Origin of the sequence: Streptomyces puniciscabiei (assembly GCF_006715785.1) — a bacterium.
In the GTDB taxonomy this organism is placed as follows: Bacteria; Actinomycetota; Actinomycetes; order Streptomycetales; family Streptomycetaceae; genus Streptomyces; species Streptomyces puniciscabiei.
Genome location: NZ_VFNX01000001.1, coordinates 2652392 through 2670110, shown reverse-complemented (window position 1 = coordinate 2670110; position 17719 = coordinate 2652392). Strand labels below are relative to the sequence as shown.

The following is a 17719-nucleotide window of genomic DNA, read 5'->3' as shown; positions in this document are numbered from 1 at the left end:
GGAGTGACCGTAGGCTCCTTGAAAGGCCCCCGACGAGGGACCGAAGTGCACTCCGGCAGCGCTCACTTGGCGTCGGCATAGCATTCCACCACCGATGTCGTGAACGGGAACCGCACCGGTGTCTCGCCGAAGGTCAGCCGGCCGGCGAGGTCGGCACAGGCGCGGATGGCCTGGACGACCGTGGCGGCCTCCTCGGCGGGGCAGTGCACGATCACCTCGTCGTGCTGGAAGAAGACCAGCTCCGCCTTGAGGTCCGCGCAGGCCCGGCGGAGCCCGGCGAGCATCAGCAGGGCCCAGTCGGCGGCGCTGCCCTGGACGACGAAGTTCCGCGCGAAGCGGCCCCGCGCCCGGGAGTTGGTGGAGGCGTAGCCGGGAACCCAGGCGGTCTGGCCGTCGGCCTGCGTCTCGGTGTCGTCGTCGCCGACGGGGATGCCCGCCTCCTCCGCGGTGTCCTCGCCGGCACCCGCGGCCGGCGGACAGGTCCGGCCCAGCCAGGTGCGCACCAGCCGGCCCTCCTCTCCCGCGCGGGCCGCCTCGTCGACGTAGGCGACGGCCTTCGGGAAGCGGCGGCGCAGCGCGGCCAGGTTCTTCAGGCCGTCGCCCGAGGTCTGGCCGTAGACCGCGCCGAGCACGGCGATCTTGGCCTGGTCGCGGTCGCCGGAGAAGGCGCGGTCGGAGACGGACTGGTAGAGGTCGCTCTCGCGGCCGGCGACCTCCATCAGGCCGGGGTCGCGGGAGATGGCGGCGAGCACGCGCGGCTCCATCTGGTCGGCGTCGGCCACCACCAGCCGCCAGCCGGGGTCGGCGACCACGGCCCGGCGGATCACCTTGGGGATCTGCAGCGCGCCCCCGCCGTTGGTCACCCAGCGTCCGGTCACCGTGCCGCCGGCGAGGAACTCGGGGCGGAAGCGGCCGTCGCGCACCCAGTCCTGCAGCCAGGACCAGCCGTGCGCCACCCAGATGCGGTACAGCTTCTTGTACTCCAGCAGGGGTGCGACGGCCGGGTGGTCGACGGACCGGATCTCCCAGCGGCGGGTGGACCTCACCTTGATCCCGGCCTGGGCGAAGGCCTTGACGACGTCGGCGGGCAGATCGGGGCGGACGCGGCGGCCGAAGGCGGCGGAGACCTCGTCGGCCAGCTCGGCGAGGCGGCGTGGCTCGCCGCCGCCCGCGTACCGCTCGCCCAGCAGGTCGTGCAGCAGGCGGCGGTGGACCTCGGCGCTCCACGGCAGGCCCGCGTGGTTCATCTCGGCGGCCACCAGCATGCCGGCCGATTCGGCGGCCGTCAGCAGCCGCATCCGGTCGGGGTGGGCGGTTCGCTCGTGCCGCCGCAGCTGCTCGGCGTAGACCGCGAGGAGGTCGGTCAGGGGCAGGCGGGTGCCGGTGGGCTCGAACAGGGGGGACTGGGCGCCCGGTTCGGCCGGGCGCTGGGGCGGGTCGGGCGGTACGGGGCCGCCCCGGAGGCGGGCCAGGGCGGCGGCGGCCGAGCGCGGTTCGCCGTACCTGCCCTCGTGGCCCAGCAGGAGGGTCTCGGCGTCCTCGATGTCGTAGCACCGCTCCACTCGCACCCCCGTGGCGAGCAGACGCGGGTAGACCTCGGGGGTGGACCGCCACACCCAGCGCGTCACCTCCGGGCGGCTCCGCACCGCCTGGGCGAGATCGCTCTCCCGCCGCACCGGCCCGGCGGGCAGCCCGTCCGGGCCGAGGGGGGCGACGTCCACGCCCGAGTCCTCGGCCGGTGCGAGAGCCCACCGGTCGGTCATGACTGCGAGTGTGGCAGCCGGGTCTGACAATCGCTCCGACCTGCGGTTTCAGCCCTCCGATGCCTCCCCGCCGTCACCGGTGGCGAACGGGTTCTTCTGCTCCGCCATCAGCGACAGCACCTTGGCGAGATACGCCTCGGTCGCGGCCTTGGTGACGCCGAGTCCGCTGAGCACGCCCTGACCGTTCTCCTGCTCCAGGAGCGCGAGCAGGATGTGCTCGGTGCCGATGTAGTTGTGGCCGAGCCTCAGGGCCTCGCGGAAGGTGAGTTCCAGCGCCTTCTTGGCGTCGGGGCCGTAGGGGACGAGGTCCGGGACGTTCTCGGCGGCGGGCGGGAGCGCGGCGGTCGCGGCCTGCCGTACGGCGTCCAGCAGGACGCCCTGCTCGGTGATCGCCTTCGCCGCGATGCCCTCGGGTTCGGCCAGCAGCCCGAGGACCAGGTGCTCGGGTCGGCCCTCCGGGTTGCGGGCGGCCACCGCCTCGTTGTGCGCCGCCATGACCACGTTCCGCGCGCGCGGTGTGTAGCGGCTGAAGTCACCGGGGTCGAGGTCGGTGGACTCCTTCGGCACGAACCGCTTCTGCGCCGCCTGCCGGGTCACGCCCATGCTCCGGCCGATCTCGGTCCAGGACGCGCCCGAGCGCCGGGCCTGGTCGACGAAGTGACCGATCAGATGGTCGGCCACGTCACCGAGGTGATCGGCGGCGATCACCGCGTCCTGGAGCTGTTCGAGGGGCTCGTGGTGGGCCTTCTTGATGGCCTCGATGAGGTCGTCGAGGCGTACGGATGCCGTGATGTTCGGGTTGGTCGCCATGTGTCAACCGTAGGTTGCACCCTGAGGGGTGTCAACCGATGGTTGACAGCGTTTCGCTGTGCGGCCGCCGTCATTTCGGCGCGACCGCGAGACGGACCGCGAGACCGGTGAAGACCGTCCCGCTGAAGTAGTCCAGGCCCCGGGCGATCCGCCGGCTGCGCCGCAGCAGCGAGGCGAGCTTCCCGGACAGCAGCCCGACCGAGCCGTCCACCACCACACCCATCGCCGTGATCGTGAAGCCCAGGACGAGGAACTGCTCGCGCACGTGCCCCAGGGCGGGGTCCACGAACTGCGGCAGGAAGGAGACGTTGAAGAGGATCACCTTCGGGTTGAGGAGGTTGGTGACGGCACCCCGCCAGAACGCCCGTCGGCGCCCGTTCGGCGCGGCCTCGGCCCCGACCGGGCCGCCGGCGCCCCGGAACGCCTTGACCGCGAGGAACAGCAGGTAGGCCGCGCCCGCCCAGTGCAGCGCCTCGTAGAGCGTCGGCAGGGTCAGGAACAGCGCCGACAGACCGAGCGCCGCGGCGACCGTGTGCACGAGCATGGCGCAGGCGACCCCGACGGCGGCCGCCATCCCCGTCAGGGGGCCGCCCCGGCCGCCCACCGCCACGATGAACATCATGTCGGGTCCGGGAGTGACACAGAGGGCGAGAGCGGCGATCAGGAACGCCGCGTAGAGAGACGCGTCCACCATGCCGCCATGTTTCGCGCGCCCCCACGCGCGCGTGGGGGAATTCCAGGGACTGAGACGATCCGCCGGTCAAATGACCCACGCGGTCGCGATGTTGGGGGCCGGTGGCGACTACCTTGGTCTCGACCGCCGCATCCCGCACATCCCCGGCACATCCGGCGCCCTCGACCGGCCCTGAACCCGCACTCGCAACCCTGCCCCGGAGCCTGCCCGCGCCCCTTCGTCCACAGCCTGTGGACAGAGCTCGGTCCGCTGTCGGCGGGGCATGGCACGATCGACGGTGTGACCAGCACTGCCAGCACGGTCGAGAGAGCCTTCGGGGCCGCCCTCTACGACGACACCGACACCGGCCTCGACACCGGTGCCTCCCTGCTCGCCGCAGACCCCGCCGCGGATGCCGAACTCGCCCGGCGCGGCGAGGAGTTCGTGGCGACGGCCTGGCGGCGCGGCTGGCAGCCCGCCGATGTCGTACGGCTGGTGCGGCGCGAGTTGGAGGACGGGCATGTGCGCCTGGCCGCCGCGCTGATCCGCGCGCAGGCCGGGCGGGACCGCCCGCGGGGGCGCCGCTGGACCGCCCAGCTGGCGGAGCTGCCTGAGGGCGCCGCCCGCGAGGCCGACCGCTTCTCGCAGGCCACGACCGCGCTGGAGCTGTACCGCCTGCTGCTGCGCCTGCCCGCCCTGGAGGTCCTGGAGGAGGAGCCCCGGCGCACCCCCGGCCCGGCCGCCTCCCGTATACCGGCCCGGATCCGCGCGCTGCTCGCCAAGGCCGAGGCGACCGGGTATCCCGAGGAGGCGGAGGCGCTCAGCGCCAAGGCGCAGGAGCTGATGGCACGGCACAGCGTCGACGAGGCGCTGCTCGCCGCCGAGACGCCCGCGCCGGACACGCCCGGCGCCTGCCGGATCGGGGTCGAGCCGCCGTACGAACAGGCCAAGGCGGTCCTGCTCGACGCGGTGGCCGGCGCGAACAACTGCCGCGCGGTGTGGAACGAACCGTTCGGCTTCTCCACGGTCGTCGGCTTCGAGGCGGACCTGGAGGCGGTCGAGCTGCTCTACACCTCGCTGCTGGTGCAGGCCACGCACGCGATGACCAAGGCGGAGGCCGCCCAGAGAGCCGGCGGGCGGAAGCGCACCAAGACCTTCCGGCAGTCGTTCCTGGCCGCCTACGCGCACCGGGTCGGCGACCGGCTCGCGACCGCCGCCGAGACCCAGGTCAGCCAGGACCTGCTGCCGGTCCTCGCCACCAGGGAGCTGGCCGTCACCGACCGGCTGGAGCGCATGTTCCCCGAAACCACCACCACCCGCCTGCGCGGGGTGACCGACGCGGCCGGCTGGACAGAGGGCGCCCGCGCGGCGGACCGGGCCCGGGTCAGCTCCCACCCCGGCCTGGAGCGCCCCCGCCCAGACGACACCCGGTCCACCCCAGGCCCGGACTGACCCGCCCAGCCCGGGGCGAGCCCTCCCTGACGCCGACGTCCACGCGCCTTGGCCTGAAGCCGGTCCCTGGATCGGCCGCCGGCCCACTGAAGGCCGGTGTCAGTGCGCCCGGAGCGGTCGTCGGCGCGCCCTGGTCTGTGGCCGGTCCCTGGAGTGGGCGTCGGCGCACCGAGGGCTGGTGCCGGTCCGCCGTAGGCCGGTGTCAGTGCGCCCGGAGCGGTCGTCGGCGCGCCCTGGTCTGTGGCCGACCCCCGGACCCGGCGTCGGCCCACCCATGTTGGCGTGAGCCCGCCCTAAGCCGGTGCCGTGCCGCCCGAAGCGGACCTAATCACACCCCGCCCTTGGGCCAGCCGACCCGGGCCTGGAGTCGCCCCCCCCAGCCTGGACTCAGCCGGCCCCAGGCCGTGGTGCCCCCTGGGATGGACTCCTGGCCGGAGTGCCCCCTGGGATGGACTCCTAGCCGGAGTCCCCCCGGGATCGCCCCCCGGCCCGAGTGCCCCGCACGAATCCCGCGTCCCCCGGCCGAGGGTGAAGTGACCCCGCCAGGCGGCACCCGGCCCCTCCCACGGCCGATGCCCCCCCGCCAGGCCGCACTCGGCCCGCCCGATGCGTCCGGAGTCGGTGTCGAGGTGGCCGGCGTGCCGCGGTGTCAGTCGCCGGCCTGCTGGAAGGCGGTCACGGAGGCGTTCGGGCCGGTGCCGGCGGTCTGGGTGGCGACGGGGCCGTACGACCAGGGGAAGCTTCGGGAGGCGGTGGTGCCGGGCAGGGTGATCTTCACGCTCTTGGCGTCCAGGACCGCCTTGTCACCCGCCTTGCCGCGCACGTACGAGATGGTGAACGACGCGGAGTCGCCCTTGGCGAGCTTCAGCTTCTGGGCCTTGGCTCCCTTGAGAGCCGGCACCTTGGCCTCGGTGCCGCCGGCGCTCAGGACGACGCCCGCGAACTGGTCCAGGGTGCAGGGCCTGCTCTGGTTGGTGATGCTGACCGGAATCTCACCCGTGTCACCGGCCTGCGGCGCCACGCTCGCGGACCCGATCTGCACGGAGACCCCGCCGATCTCGCAGGCCGAGCCGTTCTGGCTGCCGCTCTTGCCCCCACCGCCGTCGCAGGCGGTGAGCAGCAGGGCGGCGGCGAGGGCCGTGACGGTGAGCGGAATGGCGCGCATGAGCAGGTCCCATCGAGGTCGTGACGGTGCACCAGCATCATGGCGCCTGCGCACCGGCCCGGTTCCCCCACCCCGGTGGAATCACCGCTTCAGGTGGCACCCGCTCACCGCTGGACGCACACCTGTCACCGCCTCAACTCACCGCTTCGCCTTGGTCGGCAGCGCCGAAGGAAGCTTGCCGCCCTCCGCCTTGGTGTACGTCTCCTTGCCGGTCCCGCCCGACCAGGTGACCGTCATGTCCTTGGCGTTGACCGAGTCGACCATGCCGGTGACCCGGTCCTTGTTGCCGTCGGGGCAGGTCAGATGGATCATCTGCATCCCGGACTCCTCGCCGGCGGCGCCCTGGCACCAGGTCTTGCGGCCGGTCACGAAGAGCCCGGCCTTCTTGCCGGTGATCACCAGGGCCACGATCTTGCCGCCGCTCGTGGTGATCCAGCTGCCCTGGAGCTTGCCGGAGGCCCCGGCCACCGCCGAGGCGCCGGAGGAGGAGGCGGACGCGGTCGCGCTCGGCGTCGTGGTGGCAGCGGTCTTGTCGCCCCCGCCCCCGCCGCCGCTGCACGCGGTCAACGCGGAGAGCGCGCCCACCAGGCCGACGGCCACGATCGCGGTCCGCACTCTCGCACTCCCAGTACTCGCAGCACTCACTGCGCCCGTAGCGGACGCAGCACTCGCAGCAGCAGCAGTCGCAGTCGCAGAAGTCGCACCCGTCGCAGACGTCACCGGAAAGCCCCCAAGCTGTAGCGGCCGGCCGTCCTCGGCCGGACGGCCCGCAGCAAGCTACCAGCAGTGACCGCGAGGACCCTCCGACGCCGGGCAGGAATCCGTTGTGAAGCCTGCCATGCCTCATGAATACCTGCTCATGGCCTACAGGTAGGCGATTCCCTACGCTTGACTGGTAGGGAAAGGCCTACCTATTGTCGTACCCATGAACATCACCCACGCCTCCTTCGTCACCCTCCCCGTCACCGACCAGGACCGTGCCCTGCGCTTCTACCGGGACGTCCTCGGCTTCGACGTCACCGCCGATCTGCAGATGCCGCCCGGGCGCTGGCTCCAGGTCGCTCCGAAGGGCGCGCAGACCGTCTTCACGCTCTCCGGTCCGGGGATGGGCGGTTTCGAGCCCGGTTCGGCACGGGGGATCATGTTGGTGACGACCGATGTCGACGCCGACTGCGCACGGCTCGCCGAGGCGGGCACCGAGGTGCAGGGCCCGGAGGAGTACCCGTGGGGGCGCATGGCCTCCTTCACGGACCCCGACGGCAACGGTCTGATGCTGCTGACGGAGAAGGAAGGCTTCTGACCGCACCATGAGCACCGGGACCGGGACGGGTACCGCCGCCGAGGACCGTGTCTTCGCCGCGCTCGCCAACGCCACCCGCCGGGAGGTGCTGCGCCTGCTGCGCGAGCGCGGACCGCAGCCCGTCCAGGCCCTGGCCGACCACTTCGACATGCGCCGCCCGAGCCTCTCGGAACACCTCAAGGTGCTCCGGGAGGCCGGCCTCGTCTCCGAACAGCGCTCCGGGCGGCAGCGCATCTACCGCCTGGAGGCCGCCCCCCTCGCCGAGGTGCAGGACTGGCTCCACCCGTACGAGCGGTTCTGGCGCGACCGGCTGAAGGGCCTCGGCGACCTGCTCGACCGTCTGCCCGACGATGACCAGCCATGAACGCCCAACCCGCTGACGACCTGACCACCATCCGTGTCGACCAGTTCTTCCCGCACCCGCCCGCCAAGGTCTGGCGCGCCCTGACCGACCCCGCACTGCTCGCGCAGTGGCAGATGCCCGGCGCCGAGGGCTTCCGGCTGGAGGTCGGCCAGCGGTACCGGATGACCTCCGTCCCGCGTCCGAACGCCCGCTTCTCCGGGGTCGTGGAGGTGCGGGTGCTGGCCTACGACATCGAGCGGATGCTGTCCGTCCGCTGGGCCGACGCCGATCCGGCCAACCCCGCGGACTGGACCATCACCTGGACCCTGGAACAGGAAGGGCGCGGTACGCGTCTCTTTCTGGTGCACGAAGGCTTCGATCCGGACGACCCGGCTCAGCTGATGGCACGGAGGATCATGGACGGGGGGTGGCGGGGGCATGTCCTGCCTGCTCTGGGGCAGACGCTGGAGCAGCTTGCCTGAGGCCGCGTCTTCCGGACGGTAAAGCGAACGTCAAAGCTGTAACCGTGGAGCCACCGCGCGTGCACGTGCATTTGCTCATGCATCTGCACATGAACAAGGTTATGATCCGGGTCAGTTGACCACAGCATCTATGGCCACACCAGCCAGTGCACCACCGGGGAGCGACCTGTGGACCGCGACGTTGACGGCGTGTACGGGGGGTACGACGTGTACAACGGCATGGCTGCCGAGCAGCTGGTCGGAGTGGCCTGGCAGAAGAGCAGGCACAGCAATTCGCAGGGTTCCTGCGTGGAGTTCGCGCGGCTGCCCGGCGGCGACGTCGCCGTGCGCAACTCGCGTTTCCCGGACGGCCCCGCGCTCGTCTACACGCGCGCGGAGATCGAGGCCATGCTCCTCGGCGTCAAGGACGGCGAGTTCGATCACCTGATAGTGAGCTGAGGCCTCGCAGTGCGCCCCCGCGCGTGTTCTTGGCAACGATGTCGGGGTGTACGCGCGTAGAAACTCGGCGTCGATGGGTGCCGTACGGCGTCAGCCGGCCGACTGCAGCCGGAACAGAGCCCAGACCACCTTGCCGTGGAGCGTGCCCGCGAGCGGGTGCCAGCCCCAGCTGTCGGCGAAGGAGTCGACCAGGAACAGCCCGCGCCCGGACTCGGCGGAGAAGTCGTCCGAGTCGCGCGGCGCCGGCGTCTCGTGGCTCGGGTCGCGCACCGCGCACACCAGCCGCTCGGTCCAGCGCATCAGGTGCAGCCGCACCGAGGACTGGTGCTCGGCGCATCCGGTGTCGGTCGGCAGTCCGTGGCGCAGGGCGTTGGTGACGAGTTCGGAGACGACGAGGCATATGTCGTCGAAACGGTCGCCGATGTCCCACTGGTCGAGGGTGCCGCGGGTGAAGCGCCGGGCCTCGCGCACCGCTTCGTAGCGGGCGGGCAGGGCGCAGGAGGCGGCATCGGACACGGCCGCGGGATCCAGCGGCGGAAGGCCCTGCCGTAACGGCTTGAGCATGGTCGATCCATTCGTCCCCATGCGAGGCACTCCCGGGAATTCGCGGTCGTTGCGATGCAGCGGTGGTGCGGCACCATGGTTTCGGATGCGCAGAGCAGATGCAAGGGCAGATGCACGTGCACGCGACCGAAATAGCCCTGCCCGTACCACTTCTTGGCCATTTTTTCCGCCATCTTGTCGGCGGTCACCGCCACAGGTCCTGACCTCTTCCCGACCACACCCAGGCGGAAACGGCCCGCCTCTTTCCGTTTCCGTAACCGGACGAGTACTGCTCGGAGTGTTTTAGTGGCAGACTGCGGGCCCTGAAGACGGTTGGGGAGGCGGCGAACGTGAGCGCGGGAGAGCCCGGATCGGTGGTGCGGCGGATGCTGCTCGGCTCGCAACTCAGGCGACTGCGTGAGGCACGGGGCATCACGCGCGAGGCGGCGGGGTACTCCATCCGCGCCTCCGAGTCGAAGATCAGCCGGATGGAGCTGGGCCGGGTGAGCTTCAAGACCAGGGACGTGGAGGACCTGCTGACGCTGTACGGCATCACGGACGAGACACAGCGCGAGTCGCTGCTCTCCCTCGCCCGCGAGGCCAACGTGGCGGGCTGGTGGCACAGTTACACCGACGTCCTGCCCAGCTGGTTCCCCACCTATGTGGGCCTGGAGGGCGCCGCCTCCCTGATCCGCGTCTACGAGGTGCAGTTCGTGCACGGCCTGCTGCAGACGGCGGACTACGCCCGCGCGGTGGTCCGGCGCGGCATGAAGGGCGCGAGCCCGGCCGACGTCGAACGGCGGGTCGCACTGCGCCTGGAGCGGCAGAAGCACCTGTTCGCGTCCGGCGCCCCGGAGTTCCACTTCGTCCTCGACGAGGCCGCCCTGCGCCGTCCCTACGGCGACCGCGAGGTGATGCGCGGCCAGCTCCAGCACCTCATCGAGCTCTCCGAGCGGCCCAACGTGCGGCTGCAGATCATGCCGTTCAGCTTCGGCGGGCACTCCGGCGAGAGCGGCGCCTTCACCATCCTCAGCTTCCCCGACGCCGACCTGTCCGACGTCGTCTACATGGAGCAGCTGACCAGCGCCCTCTACCTGGACAAGCGCGAGGACGTCGCCCAGTACGAGCAGGCCCTGAAGGAACTCCAGCAGGACAGCCCGGGCCCCGACGAGAGCCGGGATCTCCTCCGGGGACTGCTCCAGCTGTCCTGAGCACTTTCTCCGAGTGTCCTGACTGCGCCTTCAACTCGCTTTAAACACAAGTACGATGACGTGCGATCAGACCGTGACCGGGATCTGTCTTCGCTAGTGATTGAGGGATCACATGTCGTCCTACTTCAGCGACCTGGCCCAGCAGTACATCGACGGAGAGTGGCGACCGGGCACCGGCTCCTGGGACGTCATCGACTTCAACCCGTACGACGACGAGAAGCTGGCCTCGATCACGGTGGCCACGGTGGACGAGGTGGACCAGGCCTACCGGGCCGCCGCCCGGGCCCAGAAGAAGTGGGCCGGGACCAACCCCTACGCCCGCCGCGCGGTCTTCGAGCGGGCCCTTCGGCTCATAGAGGACCGTGAGCAGGAGATAGCCGACCTGATCATCGCGGAACTGGGCGGCACGCGCGTGAAGGCCGGTTTCGAGCTGCACCTCGCCAAGGAGTTCCTGCGCGAGTCGATCAACCTGGCGCTGCGCCCCGAGGGCCGGATCCTGCCCTCCCCGGTCGACGGCAAGGAGAACCGCGTCTACCGGGTGCCGGTCGGCGTCGTCGGCGTGATCAGCCCGTTCAACTTCCCCTTCCTGCTGTCGATCAAGTCGGTCGCCCCGGCGCTCGCGCTCGGCAACGCCGTCGTCCTCAAGCCGCACCAGAACACCCCGATCGCCGGCGGCACGCTGATCGCGAAGATCTTCGAGGAGGCCGGGCTGCCCGGCGGTCTGCTCAACGTCGTCGTCACCGACATCGCCGAGATCGGTGACGCGTTCATCGAGCACCCGGTCCCGAAGGTCATCTCCTTCACCGGTTCGGACAAGGTCGGCCGGCACGTGGCCACCGTCTGCGCCGCGAACTTCAAGCGCTCGGTGCTCGAACTGGGCGGCAACAGCGCGCTGGTGGTCCTGGACGACGCCGACATCGACTACGCGGTGGACGCCGCGGTCTTCAGCCGGTTCGTCCACCAGGGCCAGGTCTGCATGGCGGCCAACCGGGTCCTCGTGGACGCGTCCGTCGCCGAGGAGTTCACCGACAAGTTCGTCGCCAAGGTGAAGTCGCTGAAGGTCGGCGACCCGCGCGACCCGCAGACCGTCATCGGCCCGGTGATCAACTCCCAGCAGGCGAACGCCGTTTCCGGCGTCGTCGAGCAGGCGATCGCGGAGGGCGCCACGGCCCTGGTGCGGGGCAGCACGGAGGGCAACCTGGTGGCGCCCAGCGTGCTCACCGACATCCCCGCCGACTCCGCGCTGCTCCAGCAGGAGGTGTTCGGGCCGGTCGTCTTCCTCGTCCCGTTCGACGGCGAGGAGGAGGCGCTGCGCATCGTCAACGACACGCCGTACGGCCTCAGCGGGGCCGTCCACACGGGCGACATCGAGCGGGGTGTCGCCTTCGCCAAGCAGATCGACACCGGCATGTTCCACGTGAACGACGGCACCGTCCACGACGAGCCGATCGTGCCGTTCGGCGGCGAGAAGCACTCCGGCATCGGCCGACTGAACGGCGAGACGACGCTGGAGGCCTTCACCACCGTCAAGTGGATCTCGGTCCAGCACGGCCGCAGCGGGTTCCCGTTCTGACCGCTGTCTGACCGGTGTCTCTCGCACTGTCCTGGAAAGTCGCGGGCCATTGCGGACAGAAGCTGACCGCGATGGCCCGTAGCGTCGTCGGTGTCAGGGGGGCACAGGCCCCGGCAAGGTGGACGAAGGGCGGTAGACCATGGTCACGCACGTACCGGCGGAGGCACAGGGCGACGAGCGCGGGGCGCTGCTCGCCTTCATCGAGGAGCAGCGCGGCGGGATCCGCCGGGCCCTGCTCGGCCTGACGGAGGAGCAGGCCCGCTCCCGCCCCAGTGCCAGCGAGCTGTCGCTCGGCGGCCTGCTCAAGCATGTCGCGGAGGTCGAACAGAGCTGGATCGCCCGCGCCCGCCAGGAACCGCCGGCGATCAAGCGCGACGAGTCGAACTGGCACGAGACCTTCCAGCTGGTCGGCGAGGAGACGGTCGCCTCCCAGCTGGCGTACTGGGAGCAGGTCGCCGCCGAGACGGAGAAGTTCATCCGCTCGGCGCCGAGCCTGGACGACACCTTCCCGCTGCCGCCGGACCCCTGGTTCCCGCCGGAGGCCCGGGTCAGCCTGCGCTGGCTGTGCCTGCACCTGATCCGCGAGACGGCCCGGCACGCGGGCCACGCCGACATCATCCGCGAGTCCCTGGACGGCAGGACGGCCTTCGAGCTGGTGGCCCAGGAACAGGGCGACTCCTGGGGGTGACCGCGGGGCGGGCGGTCGTACGGCGGTGACCCGGACCGCCCGCGGGTCGAGCACGGAGGGCGACCGCGGATCGGCTGCCCCCGGTCAGTGGTGGAACCCGGTCGCCGCCTCCTTGTCCCGGGTCAGCGGATGCGGCTGCCGGCGCAGTTCGGGCAGCAGCCGGGTCAGGTCGGCGAGGAACAGGTCGGCCAGGTCGTGGGAGAAGCCGTTGCGGCACACGACCCGCAGCACGGAGAGGTCCTCCCGGTTCGCCGGGAACGTGTACGCGGGCACCAGCCAGCCGCTCTCGCGCAGCCGCCGGGAGACGTCGAAGACGTCGTACGACGTCACCTCCGGGGCGGTGGTGAAGGCGAAGACCGGCAGCTGGTCGCCCCGGGTCAGCAGCCGGAAGTCGCCCAGCTCCGCGATCCGCCCGGCGAGCGAGGTCGCCACGTCCCGCGTCGACTGCTGCACCGCGCGGTACCCCTCGCGGCCGAGCCGCAGGAACGTGTAGTACTGCGCGACCACCTGGGCACCGGGCCGGGAGAAGTTGAGGGCGAAGGTCGGCATGTCGCCGCCCAGGTAGTTGACCCGGAAGACCAGCTCCTCGGGCAGTGCCTCCTTGTCCCGCCACAGCGCCCAGCCGACGCCAGGGTACACCAGCCCGTACTTGTGCCCCGAGGTGTTGATCGAGGCCACGCGCGGCAGCCGGAAGTCCCACACGAGGTCCGGGTCCAGGAAGGGCGCCACCATGCCGCCGGACGCGCCGTCCACGTGCACCGGGACGTCCAGCCCGGTGCGCTCCTGCAGGGCGTCCAGGGCGGCGCACAGGTCGGCGATCGGCTCGTAGGAACCGTCGAAGGTCGAGCCGAGGATGCCGACGACCCCGATGGTGTTCTCGTCGCACAGCTCGGCCGCCGCCCGCGGGTCCAGGTGGAAGCGGTCGCCCTCCATGGGCACGAGCCGGGCCTCCACCTCCCAGAAGTTGCAGAACTTCTCCCAGCACACCTGGACGTTGACGCCCATGACCAGGTTGGGGCGGGCGCCCGGGTAGCGGTCGGCGTTGCGCTGGGCCCAGCGTCGCTTGAGCGCCATCCCGGCGAGCATGCACGCCTCGCTCGACCCGGTCGTCGAACAGCCCACGGCGGCCGCGGGGTCCGGCGCGTTCCACAGGTCGGCGAGCATCGCCACGCAGCGCCGCTCCAGTTCGGCCGTGCGCGGGTACTCGTCCTTGTCGATCATGTTCTTGTCCCGGCACTCCGCCATCAGCACCCCGGCCTGCGGCTCCATCCAGGTGGTGACGAACGTGGCCAGGTTCAGCCGGGAGTTGCCGTCCAGCATCAGCTCGTCGTGCACGAGCTGGTACGCCGTGGCCGGGGCGAGCGGCGCGTCCGGGAGCCGGTGCGTGGGCGGGGCCTCCGTCATGCCGCCGACCGGATTGGCCTCCCCGTAGAACGGGTTGACGGAAACCGTCCGCTGTTCGTGTTTTTCGGGACCTTTGTGCAGGGCCATGAACGTGCCTCCAGGGAGTCCGGGGAAGGGGGTCAGCGGATCGGGGTGCCGTCGCCCCGGAGTTGCATCTGTGGTCGCCCGGTGACCAGCAGCCAGGCCGGCAGCGACGCGATGCACAGCACGGCGATGATGGCGGGCGAGGCCACCAGGACGGCGGCGGTGAACAGGCTCACCCAGCCCTGCCGGGTGATCGCCAGGAGCATGCCCAGGACACCCGTCGCCACGCCCAGCGCCGGATCCACGGCCGGAACGAGCGCATGGGCGCACAGGCCCAGGGCGCTGCCGATGAAGACCGCCGGGAAGATACGGCCGCCGCGGAAACCGCAGGACGCGGCGACGAGCAGCGCGGCCAGCTTCACCACCGCCATCCCGGCGAACTGCCCCGCCGACCAGCCGTCCGGGTGCCGGGCCAGCTCGCCGACCTCCGACAGCCCCTTGAAGAGCGTCAGATGGCCGCCCAGGGCTCCCAGGGCGCCCAGTACGACCCCGCCGGCCGGAAGCATCAGCATCGGGTGCCGCAGCCGCCGGAAGGCCTCGTGGACGTACGGGAAGGCGTACACGGCGCACATGCCGAGCAGCGCGGCCGCCGAGGCGATCACGAGCGCCGCCAGCACGTCCTCCGCGTCCGGGTGGCCGAGAGGCGGCAGCCCCAGGTCGAAGGTCGGATGGAACAGCAGGGTGGTCGTCACGGCCCCGCACGCGCCGGCGGTCAGCGGTGCGAACAGGTTGTCCCACAGCCGGCCGTGCATCGGGCGCCCGGCCAGCGCCTCGGAGATCACCAGCGCCGCCGCCACCGGCGTGCCGAACAGCGCACCGATCGTCGCCGCCTCCGCCAGCACCGGCCACAGGCTGCCGGGTGCCCGGGGCATCAGGCGGGTGCCGAGCCAGGCCGCGAGGCCCACGTTCACGGCGATGATCGGGTTCTCCGGGCCGAGGCTCGGGCCGCCGGCCAGCATCAGCCCGGTCGCCAGCACCAGCCCCGGCAGCACGAGCGGCGGCAGCACCGGCGCGTTCAGGCCGACCGTGGCCGGATCGGGACCGGCGTGTCCGGGCACCTTCCACACCACGAGCCCGACCGCGAGCCCCGTGGCGGTCAGCATCACGAACATCCACAGCACCGAGTAGCGGCCCACCCCGAGCGCGTCCGGCAGCGGCCCCCACAGCACGTGCAGGAGCTGCTCCGCCGCCGCGCTCACCCCGACGTAGACCAGGCTCGAGACCACGCCGACGGCCACGCCGGGCAGGATGAACGGCAGCAGGGCCCGCGCCGGAGCCGTGGGAACGGTCGGGGGCGCCTGCGGCGCGTCGGTTTCCTGGGCCACGGGCTCACCATAAGCGGACAAAATCCGCCTAACATCCTGAACGTTCCGAACGGCAACCGGCTTGCACCTCACGTGACGTGAGGCCTCAACGTGGAGGGCGTACCGACCGAAGGAGCGGAGAAGTGAGCTACTCCCTGGGACAGGGCTACTCGGTGGGAGAGGTCGCCGGGTTCGCCGGGGTCACGGTGCGCACCCTGCACCACTACGACGAGATCGGCCTGCTCGTGCCCGGCGAGCGCACGCACGCCGGCCACCGGCGCTACACCGAGGCCGACCTCGACCGGCTCCAGCAGATCCTGTTCTACCGGGAGCTCGGCTTCCCGCTCGAGGAGGTCGCGGTCCTGCTCGACGACCCGGACGCGGACCCGCGCGCGCACCTGCGCCGCCAGCACGAACTGCTGACCGCCCGGATCGAGAAGCTCCAGAAGATGGCCGCGGCCGTGGAGCACGCCATGGAGGCACGCAAGATGGGCATCAACCTCAGCCCTCAGGAGCGGTTCGAGGTGTTCGGGGACAAGGACCCCGAGCAGTACGCCGAGGAGGTGGAGCAGCGCTGGGGCGACACGGAGGCGTACGCCGAGTCGCAGCGCCGCGCCGCCACCTACACCAAGGAGGACTGGAAGCGCATCCAGGCCGAGGTCGACGACTGGGGCGAGCGGTACGCCGCCCTGGTCGCCGCCGGTGAGCAGCCGGCCGGCGAGGCGGCCATGGACCTGGCCGAGGAACACCGGCAGCACATCAGCAGGTACTACTTCGACGTCCCGTACGAGATGCACCGGTGCTTCGGGGAGATGTACGTCTCCGACGAACGCTTCAAGGCGTTCTACGACTCCATGCGCCCCGGGCTCGCGGAACACCTGCGCGACGCGATCCTCGCCAACGCCGACCGCCACACCTCCTGACCGGTCCCGGCCCGGGAGTGCGCGGGGTTCACTCCCGGGTCAGGACCACCGCCGTGCCGTAGGCGCACACCTCGGTGCCCACGTCGGCGGCCTCCGTCACATCGAACCGGAACGCCAGCACCCCGTTCGCGCCACGCGCGCGTGCCTGCTCCACGAGCCGCTCCATGGCCTGGTTGCGGGTCTGCACCAGCGTCTTGGTGAGCCCCTTCAGCTCGCCGCCGATCATCGACTTCAGCCCGGCGCCGATCTGGCTGCCGAGGTGCCGCGAGCGCACGGTGAGCCCGAAGACCTCACCGATCACCTGCTGCACCCGGTAACCGGGCACGTCGTTCGCCGTGACAACCAGCACATCCGGCTGGGGCCCCTGGCCGCCGCCGTAGTCATCGAGTCCCATGAGGCACAGCTTTCTCCCAGTCATCCCACAGTGCATCCTGGAGTCACCCGTGGAACCTGGGGCGGTCACATCACGTTGATAGCTTTGTGCGGCCCTCCCTCGAAGAGGCGGCCGCCGTAGCCGCCTTCACCCCCTCAGGAGCCCGGACCCGTGATGACACTCGCCCTCGGCCCGAGCTGGCTCGACCCCAACTATCTGCTCGACACGTACAGCATCTGGGGTCTGCTGTTCATCGTCTTCGCCGAGTCCGGCCTGCTCATCGGCTTCTTCCTGCCGGGCGACTCCCTGCTGTTCACCTGCGGCCTGCTGATCACCTCGCACCAGATGCACTTCCCGCTGTGGGGTGCGATCGGCCTGATCTGCCTCGCCGCGATCCTCGGCGACCAGGCGGGCTACATGTTCGGCAAGAAGGTCGGCCCGTCCCTGTTCAACCGCCCGGATTCCCGCCTGTTCAAGCAGGAGAACGTCACCAAGGCCCACGAGTTCTTCGAGAAGTACGGCCCGAAGTCCCTGGTCCTGGCCCGCTTCGTGCCGATCGTGCGCACGTTCACGCCGATCATCGCCGGCGTCAGCGGCATGAAGTACCGCTCGTTCCTGATCTTCAACGTCATCGGCGGCTGCCTGTGGGGCGCGGGCGTCACCCTGCTCGGCTCCTGGCTCGGCAACATCGGCTTCGTCAAGAACAACATCGAGGCGATCCTCATCCTGATCGTCCTCGTCTCCGTGGTCCCGATCGCGATCGAGTTCCTCCGGGCCCGCGGCAAGCAGAAGAAGGCTCCGCAGCCCGCACCGGCACCCCGGCCCCAGTACCAGCAGGCCCCGGCCATGGACACCGCCACGACCCAGCTGCGCCGCATAGAGCCGGACCAGCCGTACGAGCAGCAGGGGCAGCAGGAGCAGCAGTACTGGAACCAGGGGCACGACAACCAGGGCCATGGCAACCAGGGCCATGGCAACCAGGGCTATGGCAACCAGGGCCATGGCAACCAGGGCTATGGCAACCAGGGCTACGCCCACCAGGAGTACGGCAACGACCAGTACTACGACCACCAGCAGTACCAGCAGCAGTACCCGCAGCAGCAGTACAGCCAGAACCAGTACGGGCAGGACCAGCACCCCTACGAGGGGCAGGACCAGCACCCCTACGACTACCGTCAGCAGTAGCCGGC

Annotated in this window: 19 protein-coding genes; 10 read left to right on the top strand and 9 right to left on the bottom strand. The window is 71.0% G+C overall.

Going from position 1 to position 17719, the window contains the following annotated elements; all coding sequences use genetic code 11:
• Positions 1-62: 62 nt before the first annotated feature.
• The 3 genes from FB563_RS12170 to FB563_RS12160 all read right to left on the bottom strand — a co-directional run bounded on the left by FB563_RS12170 (position 63) and on the right by FB563_RS12160 (position 3267).
• A complete protein-coding gene (locus tag FB563_RS12170) occupies positions 63-1763 on the bottom strand; it encodes a bifunctional 3'-5' exonuclease/DNA polymerase (protein WP_055709137.1) in 1701 nt (566 codons plus the stop codon).
• A gap of 48 nt (positions 1764-1811) precedes the next feature.
• Positions 1812-2573, bottom strand: a complete 762-nt coding sequence (locus FB563_RS12165; protein WP_055709138.1) for a Clp protease N-terminal domain-containing protein — start codon at positions 2571-2573, stop codon at positions 1812-1814.
• Positions 2574-2643: 70 nt separating this feature from the next.
• Positions 2644-3267, bottom strand: a complete 624-nt coding sequence (locus FB563_RS12160; RefSeq protein ID WP_055709139.1) for a LysE family translocator — start codon at positions 3265-3267, stop codon at positions 2644-2646.
• Positions 3268-3546: 279 nt separating this feature from the next.
• Here FB563_RS12160 and FB563_RS12155 point away from each other — a divergent pair, with 279 nt between their 5' ends.
• Positions 3547-4698 (top strand): DUF2786 domain-containing protein, encoded by a 1152-nt coding sequence (locus FB563_RS12155; protein ID WP_208766291.1) that lies wholly within the window; start codon positions 3547-3549, stop codon positions 4696-4698.
• A gap of 649 nt (positions 4699-5347) precedes the next feature.
• Here the strand turns inward: FB563_RS12155 and FB563_RS12150 are convergent.
• Positions 5348-5863, bottom strand: a complete 516-nt coding sequence (locus FB563_RS12150) for a DUF4232 domain-containing protein (protein WP_142218643.1) — start codon at positions 5861-5863, stop codon at positions 5348-5350.
• A 138-nt stretch (positions 5864-6001) separates the two neighbouring features.
• Positions 6002-6478 carry a hypothetical protein gene (locus tag FB563_RS12145; protein WP_208766290.1) on the bottom strand — a complete coding sequence of 159 codons (477 nt, stop codon included), beginning with the start codon at positions 6476-6478 and terminating at the stop codon, positions 6002-6004.
• 310 nt (positions 6479-6788) lie between these two features.
• On the opposite strand from FB563_RS12145, the gene FB563_RS12140 reads away from it, so the two are divergent.
• From FB563_RS12140 to FB563_RS12125, 4 genes are all read left to right on the top strand, one after another.
• Positions 6789-7163, top strand: coding sequence for a VOC family protein (locus FB563_RS12140; protein ID WP_142218642.1), 375 nt, complete (start codon positions 6789-6791; stop codon positions 7161-7163).
• A gap of 7 nt (positions 7164-7170) precedes the next feature.
• A complete protein-coding gene (locus FB563_RS12135; RefSeq protein ID WP_142218641.1) occupies positions 7171-7527 on the top strand; it encodes an ArsR/SmtB family transcription factor in 357 nt (118 codons plus the stop codon).
• Positions 7524-7988: an SRPBCC family protein gene (locus tag FB563_RS12130; protein ID WP_055709750.1), complete on the top strand. Its 465-nt coding sequence runs from the start codon at positions 7524-7526 to the stop codon at positions 7986-7988. Before FB563_RS12135 ends, FB563_RS12130 begins: the two co-directional genes overlap by 4 nt.
• A 168-nt stretch (positions 7989-8156) precedes the next feature.
• Complete coding sequence (locus tag FB563_RS12125) at positions 8157-8426, top strand: DUF397 domain-containing protein (protein ID WP_199833002.1); 270 nt, start codon at positions 8157-8159, stop codon at positions 8424-8426.
• 90 nt (positions 8427-8516) lie between these two features.
• On the opposite strand, the gene FB563_RS12120 is transcribed toward FB563_RS12125, so the two are convergent.
• Positions 8517-8990: an ATP-binding protein gene (locus FB563_RS12120; RefSeq protein WP_142218640.1), complete on the bottom strand. Its 474-nt coding sequence runs from the start codon at positions 8988-8990 to the stop codon at positions 8517-8519.
• Positions 8991-9355: 365 nt separating this feature from the next.
• Between FB563_RS12120 and FB563_RS12115 the strand changes: the two genes are divergently transcribed.
• The 3 genes from FB563_RS12115 (at position 9356) to FB563_RS12105 (ending at position 12441) form a co-directional block, all read left to right on the top strand.
• Positions 9356-10180, top strand: a complete 825-nt coding sequence (locus tag FB563_RS12115; protein ID WP_142219055.1) for a helix-turn-helix domain-containing protein — start codon at positions 9356-9358, stop codon at positions 10178-10180.
• A gap of 112 nt (positions 10181-10292) precedes the next feature.
• Positions 10293-11753 (top strand): aldehyde dehydrogenase family protein, encoded by a 1461-nt coding sequence (locus FB563_RS12110; RefSeq protein ID WP_142218639.1) that lies wholly within the window; start codon positions 10293-10295, stop codon positions 11751-11753.
• 139 nt (positions 11754-11892) lie between these two features.
• Complete coding sequence (locus FB563_RS12105; RefSeq protein ID WP_142218638.1) at positions 11893-12441, top strand: DinB family protein; 549 nt, start codon at positions 11893-11895, stop codon at positions 12439-12441.
• 84 nt (positions 12442-12525) lie between these two features.
• Here the strand turns inward: FB563_RS12105 and gad are convergent, their stop codons facing one another.
• Entirely contained in the window at positions 12526-13932 is a 1407-nt protein-coding gene (gad, locus tag FB563_RS12100) for a glutamate decarboxylase (protein ID WP_142218637.1), read from the bottom strand.
• 32 nt (positions 13933-13964) lie between these two features.
• Positions 13965-15254, bottom strand: coding sequence for an ion channel protein (locus tag FB563_RS12095; protein WP_142218636.1), 1290 nt, complete (start codon positions 15252-15254; stop codon positions 13965-13967).
• A gap of 122 nt (positions 15255-15376) precedes the next feature.
• Here FB563_RS12095 and FB563_RS12090 point away from each other — a divergent pair, with 122 nt between their 5' ends.
• Complete coding sequence (locus tag FB563_RS12090; RefSeq protein ID WP_199832910.1) at positions 15377-16156, top strand: MerR family transcriptional regulator; 780 nt, start codon at positions 15377-15379, stop codon at positions 16154-16156.
• 28 nt (positions 16157-16184) lie between these two features.
• On the opposite strand, the gene FB563_RS12085 is transcribed toward FB563_RS12090, so the two are convergent.
• Positions 16185-16550 (bottom strand): YbjQ family protein, encoded by a 366-nt coding sequence (locus FB563_RS12085; RefSeq protein ID WP_055708005.1) that lies wholly within the window; start codon positions 16548-16550, stop codon positions 16185-16187.
• Positions 16551-16700: 150 nt separating this feature from the next.
• Here FB563_RS12085 and FB563_RS12080 point away from each other — a divergent pair, with 150 nt between their 5' ends.
• Positions 16701-17714, top strand: coding sequence for a DedA family protein (locus tag FB563_RS12080; RefSeq protein WP_055708006.1), 1014 nt, complete (start codon positions 16701-16703; stop codon positions 17712-17714).
• Positions 17715-17719: the final 5 nt, after the last annotated feature.

Excerpts from the sequence above, each read along its gene's own strand:
- FB563_RS12165 (WP_055709138.1), bottom strand. The coding sequence starts at position 2,573 with ATGGCGACCAACCCGAACATCACGGCATCCGTACGCCTCGACGACCTC.
- FB563_RS12130 (WP_055709750.1), top strand. The coding sequence starts at position 7,524 with ATGAACGCCCAACCCGCTGACGACCTGACCACCATCCGTGTCGACCAG.
- FB563_RS12105 (WP_142218638.1), top strand. The coding sequence starts at position 11,893 with ATGGTCACGCACGTACCGGCGGAGGCACAGGGCGACGAGCGCGGGGCG.
- gad (WP_142218637.1), bottom strand. The coding sequence starts at position 13,932 with ATGGCCCTGCACAAAGGTCCCGAAAAACACGAACAGCGGACGGTTTCC.
- FB563_RS12135 (WP_142218641.1), top strand. The coding sequence starts at position 7,171 with ATGAGCACCGGGACCGGGACGGGTACCGCCGCCGAGGACCGTGTCTTC.
- FB563_RS12160 (WP_055709139.1), bottom strand. The coding sequence starts at position 3,267 with ATGGTGGACGCGTCTCTCTACGCGGCGTTCCTGATCGCCGCTCTCGCC.
- FB563_RS12120 (WP_142218640.1), bottom strand. The coding sequence starts at position 8,990 with ATGCTCAAGCCGTTACGGCAGGGCCTTCCGCCGCTGGATCCCGCGGCC.
- FB563_RS12150 (WP_142218643.1), bottom strand. The coding sequence starts at position 5,863 with ATGCGCGCCATTCCGCTCACCGTCACGGCCCTCGCCGCCGCCCTGCTG.
- FB563_RS12170 (WP_055709137.1), bottom strand. The coding sequence starts at position 1,763 with ATGACCGACCGGTGGGCTCTCGCACCGGCCGAGGACTCGGGCGTGGAC.
- FB563_RS12115 (WP_142219055.1), top strand. The coding sequence starts at position 9,356 with ATGCTGCTCGGCTCGCAACTCAGGCGACTGCGTGAGGCACGGGGCATC.
- FB563_RS12140 (WP_142218642.1), top strand. The coding sequence starts at position 6,789 with ATGAACATCACCCACGCCTCCTTCGTCACCCTCCCCGTCACCGACCAG.
- FB563_RS12085 (WP_055708005.1), bottom strand. The coding sequence starts at position 16,550 with ATGGGACTCGATGACTACGGCGGCGGCCAGGGGCCCCAGCCGGATGTG.
- FB563_RS12110 (WP_142218639.1), top strand. The coding sequence starts at position 10,293 with ATGTCGTCCTACTTCAGCGACCTGGCCCAGCAGTACATCGACGGAGAG.